This window comes from Streptomyces triticirhizae (assembly GCF_003696235.1).
Classification (GTDB): domain Bacteria; phylum Actinomycetota; class Actinomycetes; order Streptomycetales; family Streptomycetaceae; genus Streptomyces; species Streptomyces triticirhizae.
Genome location: NZ_RFFJ01000053.1, coordinates 18,766 through 32,185 on the forward strand (window position 1 = coordinate 18,766; position 13,420 = coordinate 32,185).

General features: G+C 74.5%; 13 protein-coding genes and 1 pseudogene. 11 read left to right on the forward strand and 3 right to left on the reverse strand.

The window, feature by feature from the left end:
- Window positions 1-179: 179 nt before the first annotated feature.
- Window positions 180-347 (reverse strand): annotated as a pseudogene (locus tag EBN88_RS31750) (GNAT family N-acetyltransferase); the annotation flags it as partial.
- 103 nt (window positions 348-450) lie between these two features.
- Window positions 451-1,146, reverse strand: coding sequence for a FadR/GntR family transcriptional regulator (locus EBN88_RS12240; protein ID WP_199742334.1), 696 nt, complete (start codon window positions 1,144-1,146; stop codon window positions 451-453).
- A 347-nt stretch (window positions 1,147-1,493) separates the two neighbouring features.
- Between EBN88_RS12240 and EBN88_RS12245 the strand changes: the two genes are divergently transcribed.
- The 10 genes from EBN88_RS12245 (at window position 1,494) to EBN88_RS12290 (ending at window position 11,027) form a co-directional block, all read left to right on the forward strand.
- Complete coding sequence (locus EBN88_RS12245; protein ID WP_122183877.1) at window positions 1,494-2,648, forward strand: acetamidase/formamidase family protein; 1,155 nt, start codon at window positions 1,494-1,496, stop codon at window positions 2,646-2,648.
- On the forward strand, window positions 2,645-4,258 hold the full coding sequence (locus EBN88_RS12250) for an AtzH-like domain-containing protein (protein ID WP_122183878.1): 1,614 nt from the start codon (window positions 2,645-2,647) through the stop codon (window positions 4,256-4,258). The genes EBN88_RS12245 and EBN88_RS12250 overlap by 4 nt, the downstream gene beginning before the upstream one ends.
- A complete protein-coding gene (locus tag EBN88_RS12255) occupies window positions 4,255-5,229 on the forward strand; it encodes an ABC transporter substrate-binding protein (protein ID WP_122183879.1) in 975 nt (324 codons plus the stop codon). Before EBN88_RS12250 ends, EBN88_RS12255 begins: the two co-directional genes overlap by 4 nt.
- Before the next feature lie 58 nt (window positions 5,230-5,287).
- Window positions 5,288-6,241, forward strand: coding sequence for an ABC transporter permease (locus EBN88_RS12260; protein WP_199742335.1), 954 nt, complete (start codon window positions 5,288-5,290; stop codon window positions 6,239-6,241).
- Window positions 6,242-6,305: 64 nt separating this feature from the next.
- On the forward strand, window positions 6,306-7,145 hold the full coding sequence (locus EBN88_RS12265) for an ABC transporter ATP-binding protein (RefSeq protein WP_233580619.1): 840 nt from the start codon (window positions 6,306-6,308) through the stop codon (window positions 7,143-7,145).
- Window positions 7,146-7,186: 41 nt separating this feature from the next.
- Complete coding sequence (locus EBN88_RS12270) at window positions 7,187-8,491, forward strand: amidohydrolase/deacetylase family metallohydrolase (protein ID WP_122183880.1); 1,305 nt, start codon at window positions 7,187-7,189, stop codon at window positions 8,489-8,491.
- Window positions 8,488-9,372 (forward strand): alpha/beta hydrolase, encoded by an 885-nt coding sequence (locus EBN88_RS12275; protein WP_122183881.1) that lies wholly within the window; start codon window positions 8,488-8,490, stop codon window positions 9,370-9,372. Before EBN88_RS12270 ends, EBN88_RS12275 begins: the two co-directional genes overlap by 4 nt.
- Before the next feature lie 42 nt (window positions 9,373-9,414).
- Window positions 9,415-10,140 (forward strand): YoaK family protein, encoded by a 726-nt coding sequence (locus tag EBN88_RS12280; protein WP_233580620.1) that lies wholly within the window; start codon window positions 9,415-9,417, stop codon window positions 10,138-10,140.
- Window positions 10,141-10,224: 84 nt separating this feature from the next.
- Window positions 10,225-10,668, forward strand: a complete 444-nt coding sequence (locus EBN88_RS12285; protein ID WP_122183882.1) for a VOC family protein — start codon at window positions 10,225-10,227, stop codon at window positions 10,666-10,668.
- Between the two features lie 68 nt (window positions 10,669-10,736).
- Window positions 10,737-11,027: a hypothetical protein gene (locus EBN88_RS12290; protein WP_122183883.1), complete on the forward strand. Its 291-nt coding sequence runs from the start codon at window positions 10,737-10,739 to the stop codon at window positions 11,025-11,027.
- Between the two features lie 239 nt (window positions 11,028-11,266).
- Here EBN88_RS12290 and EBN88_RS12295 read toward each other — a convergent pair whose 3' ends face one another.
- On the reverse strand, window positions 11,267-12,259 hold the full coding sequence (locus EBN88_RS12295) for a threonine ammonia-lyase (protein WP_122183884.1): 993 nt from the start codon (window positions 12,257-12,259) through the stop codon (window positions 11,267-11,269).
- A gap of 109 nt (window positions 12,260-12,368) precedes the next feature.
- On the opposite strand from EBN88_RS12295, the gene EBN88_RS12300 reads away from it, so the two are divergent.
- The gene (locus tag EBN88_RS12300; RefSeq protein ID WP_122183885.1) at window positions 12,369-13,301 is read left to right on the forward strand and encodes a LysR family transcriptional regulator; all 933 of its coding nucleotides are present in this window, start codon (window positions 12,369-12,371) and stop codon (window positions 13,299-13,301) included.
- The last annotated feature ends 119 nt before the right edge of the window (window positions 13,302-13,420 follow it).

The window sequence follows — 13,420 nt, forward strand, 5'->3', positions numbered from 1 at the left end:
CCGGTCGGGGTGGGGCGGCCCAGGCCCGCTGGCGGGCTGTGAACGTACCCCACCGCGTCGCTCCGGTCCGTGCGGGGGCTCGCTTCGAACGCGGCCACCCCGTCGAAGGCCCCGAGCCCCTCGCGGCGTATGCGGCCTGAAGCCGATCGGCGGAAGCCGGGAGGATCGCAGGTACGCGCGCGCCGTATGTGCGGGTGGCCATCGCGGGGGAAGGTGGGCGGCGCCGCGGGCAGGACGGTGGCGAAGTCGTAGCGGCTCTTCTGTGCGACCCGGCACGATGCCAGGTTGTCCGCCTGGTGGAGGAGTTCGAGACGCTCCAGCCCGTCGGTCTCGAAGGTGTCGATGCTGTAGAGCGTGTCACCGTCCATGTCCCCACCTTCGTGTCTCCCCCTACTGGAGACCCAAGTCCCTGGGCGGGGGCGGCACCCCGGCGCGCCTGGGGCGCGTGCCTCAGGCGCGGGAGCTGACCTCGCGTATCTCCCGCAGGTGACGTTCCATCGCGGCGCCGGCCGGCACCGCTCGGCGGGCGACCACCGCGTCAAAGATCGCGCGGTGGCCGCTCACCGATATCCGCCGACCCTCCAGCGTCCGGTGGGACAGCTCGCGGGTCCGCCGCGTCCAGTCCGTGGTCATGGTGCAGAGCGTCACCAGCAGCGGGTTCTGCGCGGCGTGGGCCAGCAGCGTGTGGAACTCGACGTCCAGCGCCAGCGACTCCTCGGGGCTCAGCTCCTCGTGCGAGCGGGCCAGCACCTCCTCCAGGGACAGGAGGTTGGAGTCGGCCGCCCGCACCGCCGCCAGCTGGGCTATCCGGGGCTCCACCAGATCTCTCAGCTCCGTGGCGTTGGCGATCTCCACATCCAACTCCGAGAGCCCCTCGTAGAGTTGGCTGACGCCCTCGGGCTGCTCGGCGACCACGCTGCCGCGCCCCTGGTGGCGCTCGATCAGCTTCTTGGACTCCAGCTCGAACATGGCCTCCCGCAGCGAGGCCCGGGAGACGTTGAGGCTGGCAGCCAGGTCCCGCTCGGCGGGCAGGCGGTCCCCGGCCCGCAACTCGCCGCTGGTGATCAGCCGCTCCAGGTGGGCGGCCACCTCGGCGCCCACGCTGCGCGAGCGGCGCACCATCGGCGGAATGGACGCGAAGCTCATCGGCGGCTCCCCCCTTCGAGAATGGGACCCCTCGGGCCCGAACCAGCGGAGCCGGGTCGGCCCGGTGGTCTGACCAATGAGTACCACCCCGATTCGCCGCGCCGCAAGGCGTGTTGACGGACCCGGTCGGGGTTGGCCGAGAAGCGTCCGTATCCGGCGTGTTTCGCGCTGAGCTGCCACAACGCCCGTTCCGGGGGCGGCGTTTCGGCCACGTAAAAGGGGCGTGACGTCTGCTCGCCCACCCTGGACTTCGACCGGCCACGCCCCCCACTGTGGCCAGGACATCGGATGGTCAGACCAATCACCACGACCGTCCACCACCGGGACTTCAGGGGGCGCGAGCAGCGGTGACGGCGACAACGGCAGCGGGGGCCTTCCCCGTTCTCCAGCGGGGCGAGCGGCTTCCCACGGGCATCGACTACCTGCCCGCCGACCCGGAGCACGTGCTCTGGGGCCGGCTGCCGTGCGCCGGGGACAAGCCGGTCGCGGTGGTGTCCCCGGGCGAGCGGATCGTGGTGGACACCGTCAGCCACGAGGGCATCCTCGCCGACCAGGGCTCGGACCCGGTGGCGTTCTTCGGCCGGTACGGGGTCGAGCCGGGGCAGGTGCTCGCGGACGCCGTCGAGATCACCGCGCGGGGGCGCCGCTCCCCCGAGGACGGCCCCCACGTGGTGACCGGCCCGATCGCCGTGGCCGGCGCGCGCCCCGGGGACCTGCTGGCGGTGCGCACCGAACGGCTCGAACTGCGCGCGCCCTACGGGGTGATCTCCACCCGCCACGGGCGCGGGGTGCTGGCCGGCGACCCCCAACTGGGCGGCGACTACCACACGTTCTGTTCCGTGACGGCCGGTCCTGGTGGCCGCTGGCTGGGCACGCTGCCCGAGCGGCGGGACCCGAACGCCCCGACCGGGCATGTGAGTTTCCCGCTGGCTCCGTTTCTGGGCATCGTGGGCGTGGCCACGGACACCGCGACCCGGGCCAACTCGGTTCCGCCGGGGCCGCACGGCGGCAATGTCGACATCCGGCTGCTCACCCCGGGGTCCACGCTCTTCCTTCCGGTGCAGGTGCCCGAGGCGCTGCTCTACGTCGGGGACCCGCACTACGCGCAGGGCAACGGCGAGGTGGCGCTGACCGCGTTCGAGGCGCCGCTGCGCGCCCAGCTCGCCGTGGACCTGCTGCCGCGCGAGCTGGTGGCCGAGGAACTCGCCGGGGTGCGGGGCCCGTTCGCCGCCGGGCACGGGCTGCTGGTGCCGACCGGCCTGGACGCCGACCTCAACGAGGCGCTGCGGCGCTGTGTGCGCAACGCGGTGGCGCTGCTGGGCGCGGTCTCGGGTCTTGAGGCCCGGCAGGCGTACCTGTATCTGAGCGCGGCGGCCGACTTCCAGGTCTCGCAGGCCGTGGACCTGGTCGCCGGGGTCCACGGGGAGCTGCGGGTGGCGGACTTCGCGGTCGAGGACGCGCCGGGCCCGGTGGCCCGGCGGATTCTGGAGCGTGCGCGATGAGCACGCTGTGGCATCCCGACCGTGCCTCAGGGTCCCCCGAGGTGCTCGGTGACGGACCGCTGCCGCCAGGTCTGTGGGAGGCGTTCCTCGCCTATGACCGGGCCCTGTTGGGCAACGACGTGCCCGCGCTGGACGCCGCCTTCGCGCCCGGCGACGCGACGCTGCGCGCCGACCAGACCGGGGTGCTGCTCGGGCACGCCACCATCGCGGCGTTCCGGGCCGCCCGGCCGGCGGCGCCCGACCGGCGGCTGGTGCGGGTGCATGTGCGGCTGCCGGCCGATGGGGTGGCGCTGCTGGTGGCCGAGGTCGCCTCGCCCGCCGGGGCGCCCGGGCTCCAGACGCAGCTGTGGCGGCTGGTCGGGGGCCGGTGGCGGATCGCGGCCGCCCATGTCACCGCGCCGGCCAGGCCGTTGGACACCTCGGTGTGGCGGGTGGTGGGCGCGCCGCTGGTGGCGCCGGCCGCCCCGGGTCCCTTGGACGGCCTGGGCGTCGCGGTCAAGGACCTGTTCGCGGTGGCCGGGCAGCCGGTCGGCGCCGGGGTTCCGGCGTTCCTGGCCGGGCGGGCGCCCGAGACGCGGCACGCGAGCGCGGTGGCCGCGTTGCTCGACGCGGGGGCCTCGTTGGTGGGCATCGCGCAGACCGACGAGTTGGCCTACAGCGTCAGCGGCGTCGGCGGGCGCTGGGGCACGCCGGCGCACCCGTCAGCGCCGGGCCGGGTGCCCGGCGGCTCGACCAACGGGCCTGCGGTCGCGGTGGCCAGGGGCGAGGCGGCGGTGGGGCTTGGCACCGACACGGCGGGCTCGATCCGGGTGCCGGGCTCCTATCTGGGCCTGTGGGGGCTGCGCACCAGCACCGGGCTGGTGGACACGGCGGGGCTGCTGCCGCTGGCGCCGTCCTTCGACGCGGTCGGCTGGCTGACGTCGGACGGCGCGACGCTGCTGCGGGTGGCCGAGGCGCTGCTGCCGGACGCTCCCCAACGAGACGGCTGGCCCCGCGCGTTGGTCACCGTGCCGGCGCTCAACGCGCGGGCCGAGCCGGAGATCGCCGAGGCCGTGCGGGGCGCGGCCGGGGCGCTGGGGGCCGTGGCGCTGGACCTCGATGGCGACTGCGATGCCTGGTTCGAGGCGTTCCGCGTGGTGCAGGGCTTCGAGGCATGGCGTACGCATGGTGCCTGGGTCACCGGGCATCCCGGGGCGCTGTCCGGCGAGGTGGCCGCCCGGATGGCCTGGGCCGCCGGCGTCACCGGGGCCCAACACGAGGCGGCGCGCGCCACGTTGGCGGAGGCGGCCGCGTTCCTGCGGGCCGCGCTGGCGGACCGGGTGCTGCTGCTGCCGGCCACCGCGACCCCGGCCCCGCCGCTCGCCGACCCCGAGGCGCTGGCCGCCGCCCGGGACCGCACCCTGCCGCTGACCTGCCTGGCCTCGCTGGCCGGGCTGCCGGCCCTGACCATGCCGGCGCCCGCCACCGGCCCGGGCCACCCGCCCTTCGGGCTCGGCCTGGTGGGCCCCGCCGGCCATGACCTGCCGCTGCTCCGCTTCGCCCTGGGCGCCGCCGCCACCCTGGCCGGCCCGCGCCCGCACCACGCCCAACGACCCACGGAGATCGCATGAACCACCAGCTGCCCAAGACCGGCGTGGCCGCCGCACTCGGCCTGCTGCTGACCGCCGCGCTGGCGGGCTGCGGCACATCGAAGGGCGAGGACGGCGGCTCGTCGGACACCATCACCATCGGCACCCTGCGCAGCCAACCGCACCTGTACCAGCCGTACCTCATGGAGCGGTTCGCCGAGGAGGGCGTCAGCTACCAGATCACGACCTTCGACAACTCGCCCGACATCAAGAACGCGCTCTCCAGCGGCGCGATCGACTTCGCGGTGCTCGGCGCGCCCTCGATGCTGGCCGGCTCGGCGGCCGGCGAGGGCATCCGGATCATCGGCTCGGCGGCCAACGGCGGCTCCGGCTTCGTCGGCGGCCCGGAGATCGCCGGGCCCGAGGACCTGCCGGGGACCAGCATCGGCTACCCGGCCGGCTCCTCCCAGGAGATCCTGCTGAAGCTGACGTTGCGGGCGAACGGGATCGACCCCGACAGCGACGTGGAGCTGGTCAACCTGCCGTACGCCGACATGGCGCCGGCCTACGAGTCGGGTCAGGTGGACGCGTTCCTGGGCGCCGAGACGGGGGTCTCGATCGCGTTGGAGGCCGGGGCGCACGAGATCGTCTCGCCGTATGACACCCCGATCGGCGGGGTGAACATCGTCTTCGGCACCCGGGCCGAACTGGTCGAGAACGATCCGGAGTTGGTGCAGTCGGTGACCGATGTGTTCATCCAGGCGGTGGGGCTGATGAACGAGGAGCCCGAGACCTGGGTGGACGGGGTGGTGGAGACCTTCGGCCTCGACCCCGAGGTGACCGCCCGTTCCGTCACGAACATCACGCCGCGCTACGCCCTCGACGAGGACTACCTGACCCAACTCGCGGCCCAGGCCGAGCAGATGGTGGCGTTCGACCAGATATCCGGCGAGCCGGACCTGGAGACGCTGGTCGATCCCACCTTCGTCGAGGCCAGCGCGTTCGCCGAGTAGTCCCCCGCCGGACGCCGGGGCCGGGAACGGCCCCGCGCGGCGCAGGAAGGAGTTCCCCTTGTCCGTCCCGACAGGCACCCACCAGGCCGGCGAACCCGCGACCGACACCGCGCGGGTGTCGCCGCCGGCCTCCCCCGATCCGAACACCGCGAACGCCCCGAACGCCGACGCGCCGGGCCGGTCGAACGGCGGCGAGCGGGGCCGGCGGTCCCGCTCCGCGCTGCTCGGCGCGCTCTACGCGATTCCCGTTCCCGTGCTGCTGGTTCTGCTGTGGGACCGGGGCGTGGCGGGCGCCTGGCTGCTGCCGTTCGGCATCCAGATGGAGTATCTGCCGGCGCCCTACGACGTCGCGCGCCGGCTGGTCGACCTGGCGTTCGGTGGGGTCATCGACGACACCTACAGCGGCACCCTCTGGGAGCACCTGTGGGCCAGCACCCGCCGGGTGCTCCAGGGCTTCGCGCTGGCGGCGGCGGTGGCCGTTCCGCTGGGCGTGGTGATGGGGCGTTCGCGCACGGCGTTCCGGCTGTTGGAGCCGACGATCAATCTGATCCGGCCGATTCCGGTCACCGCCTGGGCGCCGCTCTCGCTGCTGATCATCGGTTTCGGCGACCAGTCGACCATCTTCCTGGTCTTTCTGGCCTCGGTCTTCGCCATCCTGCTCAACACGATCGCGGGGGTGCGGGAGGTGCCCGAGCGGCTGGTGGAGGCGGCGGCGATGCTGGGCACCCGGCCGGCGCGCACCCTCTACAAGGTGGTGCTGCCGGCGGCCGTGCCCAGCATCATCGGCGGGCTGCGGATCGCCCTTGGCCTGGCCTGGGTGATCCTCGTGGTCGGCGAGACGGTCGGGATCAGCACCGGGCTCGGCGCGTTGATCACCCAGGCCCGCGAGCAGTCCCGCACGGATCTGATCGTCGCCGTAATGATCGTGATCGGTCTCGCCGGATTCCTGGCCGACCGGCTTCTGATGCTGCTGGTCCGCCTGATCGCCGGCCGGCGCCCGTTGATCAACTGACCGGCCCCGCGCCCCCGTTCGCCCCCCTTCACCGAGACACCCCCGTTCCCCGAGAGGAGTTCCCGTGCCCGACACCCTGCCCACCGGCGCGCCGCGGACCACGGCCGCGCCCGCCACCGCCACCGCCGCCGCCGCCGGGATCGAGATCGACGACCTGGGCAAGCGTTACCCCGGCTCGGCCGGCTACGCCATGGACGGCGTGACCATCGACATCGCCCGGGGCGAGTTCGTCTGCGTGGTCGGCGCCAGCGGCTGCGGCAAGTCCACGCTGCTGCGGGTCCTGGCCGGCTTCGAGACCGCGAGCAAGGGCACCGTCCGGGTGGGCGGCGCGCCCGTCGCCGGGCCGGGGCCCGACCGGGCGGTCGTCTTCCAGGACTACGGCCTCTTCCCCTGGCTGACCGTGGCCGAGAACATCGCCTACGGCCCCAAGCAGGCCAGGCTCCCCAAGGCGACCGTGCGCGAGCGCACCGAGGCGGCCCTCCACGCGGTCGGCCTGACCCGGGTGGAGCGCTCCTTCCCGCACCAGCTCTCCGGCGGGATGCAGCAACGGGTCGCGATCGCCCGGGTGTTGGCCAACCGGCCGGCCGTGCTGCTGATGGACGAGCCGTTCGGCGCGCTGGACGCGCTGACCCGCTCCGGGATGCAGGCGGAACTCCAGCGCATCCACCGGGAGGCCGGCGTCACCGTCGTCTTCGTCACGCACAGCATCGAGGAGGCCGTCTATCTGGCCGACCGGGTGGTGGTGATGGCCGGCGGATCGGCGCACGGCAACGCCGGCCATGTGCGCGAGATCGTCCCCGTCGGGCTGCCACGCGAACGGGACACCACATCGCCCGAGTTCAACGCGCTCAAGCGGCGCATCGACGCCCTGGTCCACCAGGGCAACGAGGTCACCGCCGGCTGAGCCGACGCGTGACATCCCACCAGCGAGGAACGTGATCGCCCGTGTCCGAGACCGTCACCACCGACCAACCCGCCGCCCCCCACGACCTGTTGCTCACCGGCGGCCGGGTCGTCGACCCCGCCACCGGCGTCGACGCGCCGCGCGACCTGGCCGTGCGCGACGGCCGGATCGCCGCCGTCGCCGAACGGATCGACCCGGCGACCGCCCGCCGCGTCCACGACGTGACCGGACGGCTGGTGCTGCCCGGGCTGATCGACACCCACGGCCACATCTACCAGCACGTGACGGGACGGTTCGGCCTGCCGCCCGACCTGGTGGGGGTGCGCTCGGGGGTGACCACCGTGGTCGACCAGGGCGGCCCGTCCTGCATGACGCTGCCCGGCTTCCGCCACCATGTCGCCGAGCCCGCCGCCACCCGCTGCCTGGCGTTCCTCTCCGCCTATCTGGTGGGCGGGCTGGAGGGCCACCTCTACAGCCAGCTCTACAGCCCCGAGGGCGTCGACATCGAGGCGACCGTGGCCTCCGCGACCGCCAACCGCGACCTGGTGCGCGGCATCAAGGCGCACGCCGAGATCGGCGGCTTCGCGCGCTGGGGCATCCGCGTCATCGAGCTGGCCGCCGAGATCGCCCACCGGGCCGAACTCCCGCTCTACGTCCACTTCGGCCAGCTGTGGGGGCTGCCGGCCAGCGGCGCCAACGGGGAGGACGCGGACACCATCCTGGAGCGGGTCATCCCGCTGCTCGACGAGGGCGACGTGCTGGCCCACCCGTTCACCCGCCACCCGGGCGGCTTCGTCAACCGGGAGGGCCAGGTGCACGAGGTGATCCGCGCCGCGCTGGACCGGGGGCTGAAGGTGGACGTGGGCCACGGCAGCCACTTCTCCTACCGGCTGGCGCGGGTCGCGCTGGCGGCCGGCGTGGTGCCGGACACCCTGGGCGCCGACATGCACGGCTACAACACCCAGGTCCCGCCGCCGCCCGGCACCCCGCTGGAGCACCCGGACGACGAGCACCACCCCTTCGCCGGCAGGGCCGGCTTCTCCCTGGTCCAGGCGATGAGTTCGATGCTGGCGCTGGGACTGTCGCTGAACGAGGTGGTGCCGATGGTGACCACCAACGCCGCCCGAATGATCGGCATGGCGGACGAGTTGGGATCGCTGGCGCCCGGACGGGTGGCTGATGTGACCGTGTTGGCCGACGAGCGGGGCGCGTTCACGCTGCGGGACAACGAGGGCACCGAGCTGGTCGCCGAACGGCTGCTGCGCCCCGACTTCTGCCTCCGCGCCGGGGCCAGGTTCGACGCCGACTCGCCGATCCTGCCCGAGCCGATCCCCGTTCCGGCGTGAGCGCCGCCGCGCGTGCCGGCGCCGGGCCGTCCGCCGGCACCTGCGCCGGCGATCCCCGGGAGCGCTGGCCGGAGTTGGACCGCGCCGCCAGGGACGCCGCCTATGACAACAACGCGGCGGTGCCCGACAGCGCGGCCCTGGTCGCCGCGCGGAACGCCGCCGCCCGCGCCTACCGGGCCGCCCACCCCGAGGCCAGGCTCGACCTGCCCTACGGCCCGCTCCCGCGCAACCGCTGCGACCTGTTCCCGGCCGCCGACCCGGCCGCGCCCTGCCTGGTCTTCCTGCACGGCGGCTGGTGGCAGCGCAACGGCCGGGAGGACTTCTCCCATCTGGCCGAGGGCGTACGGCACTTCGGCTGGTCGGCCGCGCTGCCCGGCCACACGCTCGCGCCGGCCGCCTCGTTGACTCAGATCGTCGCCGAGATCCGGCGGGCGTTGGACTGGCTGGTCGCCGACGGCCCCGCGTTCGGCGTCGCCGGGCCGCTGGTGGTCGCCGGCTGGTCGGCGGGGGCGCAACTCGCGGCGCTCGCGCTGCCGCACCCCGGCGTGCGCGCCGGGCTCGCGATCTCGGGCACGCACGAGCTGGCGCCGCTGCGGGACACCTGGATCAACGAGGCGCTGCGGCTGACGGCTGAGGAGGCCGACCGGCTCTCCCCGCTGCGCCGCCCGCCGAGCCCCAAGCCGTTGACCGTCGCCTGCGGCGCGGCCGAGCTGCCGGCGCTGGTGGCCGACGCGCGGCGGCTGCACGGGCTGCGCGCGGCGGCCGGCGCCCCCGGCGAGCTGCTGGTTCTCCCCGACCACGACCATTTCACGGTGCTGGAGGAGCTACGCTCCCCGGGCGGCGCGCTGACCCGCGCCGCGCTGCGCCTGCTGGAGCCGTGACCGATGCCGACCGATGTGATGCCGACCGATGTGAGGAGTGCGGTGAACCCGACCCCGACGCCGACCTCGACGCAGGCCCCGGCCCCTCCCCCGGCGCCCGAGGCCGGGCGGCTGGCGCTGCTGTTGATGGTGGCGCTCACGTTGGTGACCGGCGTGGTCGACGCGGTCGGCTTCCTCGGCCTCGACCGGGTCTTCACCGGCAACATGACGGGGAACATCGTGATCCTCGGCATGGGCGCCGCCGGGGCCGACGAACTCCCGGTGCTGGGACCCTCGTTGGCGCTGGTCGCGTTCGCCGGCGGCGCGCTGGTCGCCGGGCTGGCGCTGCGGGGACGGGCCAGGGGCTGGGGCACGGGCGTTTCGGTGCTGCTGGGGGCGCAGACGGTGGTGCTGGTGGCGCTCACGGTCGCGTTGGCGCTGGTGGGCAAGGAACCGGGGACGCCGGCACAGCTGTGGATCGCGGCGGGCACGGCGGCGGCGATGGGCAGCCAGGCCGCCGTGGCCCGACGGATCGGGGTGCCGGAGATGACCACGGTGGTGGTCACCTCGACGTTGACCACGCTGGCCGCCGAGTCGCTGCCGAGGGGCGGTCTTGCCTCGTTCGCCAACCGCAGGACGGCCGCGATCCTGGCGATCTTCCTGGGCGCGCTGGTCGGCGCGGCGCTGGTGCGGGCCACCCAACTCGCCGTGCCCATGGGCCTGGCCGCGCTCCTCTCCGGGGCGGTGACCGTGGCGGGCCACCGCCGGCTGCGGGTCCGGGCGGCCTGAGCCCGTCGGCGTAGGGCCAACGGACGAGCGGTGGCGGGCCCGTGGCCCGTGGTGGCCGTGGGGCGCCGGTGCCAGCCTGGGCACATGAGCAACGACTGGCCCACACACCTCGCGGTCGGCGCGGTGCGGTTCGCGCGCCCGACCGACAGGTTCGACGAGATCCTCACCTTCTACCGCGACGACCTGGGGCTGCCGGTGCTCGCCGAGTGGCGCGACCACCAGGGCTACAACGGCGTGGTGTTGGGGCTCCCCGACACCCCGGTGCACCTGGAGGTCACCCAGAACCACGACTCGCCCTCGGTGCCCGAGCCGCATCCGGAGAACCAGCTCGTGCTCTATCTGCGCGGGCCCGCCGCCAAAGACGCGGCGGCGGCGCGGCTGCGGGAGCGGGGACACCGGCCGGTCGCGGCCGCCAACCCGTACTGGCCGGAGCGCGGGGCGGTGCTCTTCCCCGACCCGGACGGCTGGTTGGTGGTGCTGGCGCCCTGGGTCTTCGGCGTCGATCCGGTGCCGAGGCCGGGCTCCTGAGCGCGCGGCCCCCAACGGGCCAGGGCCGGCCGACGTTTGGGCCGGCCGGAACTGGTCAGGCGATTGACATGGCCACACAAAGAGTAAGGACCGCACCCCTGGCGTTGGGAATCGCCGTAGTCGCCGATGTGGCCGCCGCCATCATCGGCCTGTGGATACTGCTCTATCTCCTGGACGCCAATCCACAGAACGACCTGGTCACCGTCTCGCATGACATCTCGCGCTGGTTGGCCACCTGGTCGCACGACCTGTTCACCTTCGACGAGGAATGGGCGCGCGTGGTCTGTGGCTATGGCCTGGCAGCCGTGGTCTACCTCGCCCTGGGCAACCTGCTCGCCAACCGGGTGCGCCGCCTCTAGGCCGTGTCCGTGAAGTCTCGCCGGGCCCGCGACGCCATACGCGGCACCTCGCCGCGTTACCGAATCGCGCGAACACGGCCAGGTATGAGCTGCGATCCGGCGCCTCGCGACGCACCGCGTCTGACGCCGCGGTCTGATCCGACGAGACTCTACGGACACGACCTGGTTGTGTTGTCCCGGGACGTTAATGACACGCGAGGTCTCGTCGGGGCGTCGCTTCGGGCGGGGCGGTGGGCTTCTCAGGCGGCGGTCGCCAGGCCGAGTTGGGCGCGCAGCTCGCGCTCGCTGGCGTTGGCCCCGGTGCAGACCACCGCTACCCGCCGGCCGGAGAACCGCTCCGGGTGGGCCAGCAGCGCCGCCAGCCCGGCGGCCCCCGCCCCCTCGGCGAGCGTGTGGGCGTCGCGCATCAGCACCCACTGGGCCTCGCTGATCCGGTCGTCATCGACGAGCAGAAAGTCAGCCAGCCCCCGGCCCATCAGCCCCTGGGTCAGGGCGAACCCGCACCCCGTCGCCAGGCCCTCGGCGCGGGTCGCGTTGGGGCGGGTGAGCAGCCGGCCGGCGCGCCAGGAGTCGTGGGCGGCCGGGGAGGCCGCCGACTGCACGGCGATCACCTCGCAGCGCGGGGCGAGCGCCTGGGCCACCAGGCACGCGGCGGCGGCGCCGCTGCCCCCGCCGACCGGGACCACCACCGCGTCCAGGTCGGGCGCCTGCTCGAAGATCTCCAGATAGGCGGTGGCGACCCCGGCCACCAGCGCCGGCTCGTCCGCCGCGCTCACCAGCCGGGCACCGCCCTCCTCGGCGACCAGCCGGGCGCGTTCGGCGGCCTCGCCCATGTCGGCGCCGGCCTCGATCAGTTCGGCGCCCAGGGCGCGCACGGCGGCGGCCTTGCACGGGTTGGGGTTGACGGGCATCACGATGGTGCAGCGCGTGCCGTGCTGTCGGGCCGCGAAGGCCAGCGACTGGGCATGGTTGCCCGTCGAGTAGCCGACGATGCCCGCCCGCCGTTCCTCCGCGTCGAGTCCGGCCAGCAGATTGAGCCCGCCCCGCACCTTGAAGGCCCCGGTGGGCTGCACGTTCTCGTGCTTCACCAGCACGTTGGCGCCGGTCGTCGCGTCCAGCGCGGGATAGTTCCACATCGGGGTCGGGGGCAGCTGTCCCGCGAGCACGCGGCGGGCCGCCAGCGCGTCGGAGATGGTCGGCTGGGGCGCGGGCGCGGGGATCGGCTGAGCCATGCGGGCACTGTCGCACGAAGCGGACGCATAGCTCCAATGCTTGTTTTCTCTGCTTCCATCGAGGCCGTCTATCTCGCCTGGTCGCGGAGGCGCGGCTAGGCTCGTCGGTATGTGGAACCTCACCAGGCTTCGGGTGCTGGTCGCGGTGGCCAGGGAGGGCTCGGTGACGGGCGCCGCCGAGGCGCTGCACTACGCCCAGCCCTCGGTCAGCCACCATCTGGCGCGGCTGGAGGCCGAGGTCGGGGTGGTGCTGGTGCGCCGGGTGGGGCGCGGGGTGCTGCTGACGGACGCGGGCCGGCTGCTGGTGGAACGGGCCGAGGAGATCCTGGGCCGGGTGGAGTCGGCGCGCGCCGAGGTGGCGGCGCACGCCGGCCTGCGCACCGGGCGCGTGCGGCTGGCCGCGTTCCCCTCGGCGCTGGCGACGCTGGTGCCGCCGGCCGCCGCCCGGCTGGCCGCCGAACACCCGGGCGTCGAGCTGGCGTTGACGGAGGCGGAGCCGCCGGCGGCGCTGACCGCGCTGCGGAACGCTGACGTGGACGCGGCGCTGATCTTCGCCCACGAGGCGCCGCCGGCGGGGGACCAGCGGAACACGACGCTGACGCCGCTGCTGGAGGAGCCGCTGTATCTGGTGACGGGGGGCGCCTCGTCGGAGGCGGCCGGGCGGGCGGACGCCTCGCCTGCCGGGCTGCGGGCGCACGCCGGGGACAGCTGGATCGCCGGCTGCGAACGGTGTCGGGCCCACCTGGTGTCGGTGTGTGAACGGGCCGGGTTCACGCCCAGGATCACGTTCGAGACGGACGACTACGTGGCGGTCCAGGCGCTGGTGGCCGCCGGGCTCGGGGTGAGCGTGCTGCCCGGGCTGGCGCTGGCCGCGCACCGCGACGAACGGGTGCGGGCGGAGCGGCTGCCGGGCGAGATGCGGCGCGTGGCGCTGGCGCTCTACGGCACGGGCCCCGCGCCGGAGCCGGCGCGGGCGTTCGCCGAGGTGTTGAAGGAGACGGTCACCCCCTGGCGGGGAGGCTTCCCGGACGGCGGCGGCTGAGCCGGGCGCGGCCGGCCGAGGGCGTGGCCGGCCGCGCGGGTGTGGCCCCGCCCGCCCGCCACGGTCCCGCCTTCGGCGGAGCTGCGGGCGGACGGGTGGGGCCGACCGGTCAGGCGGTC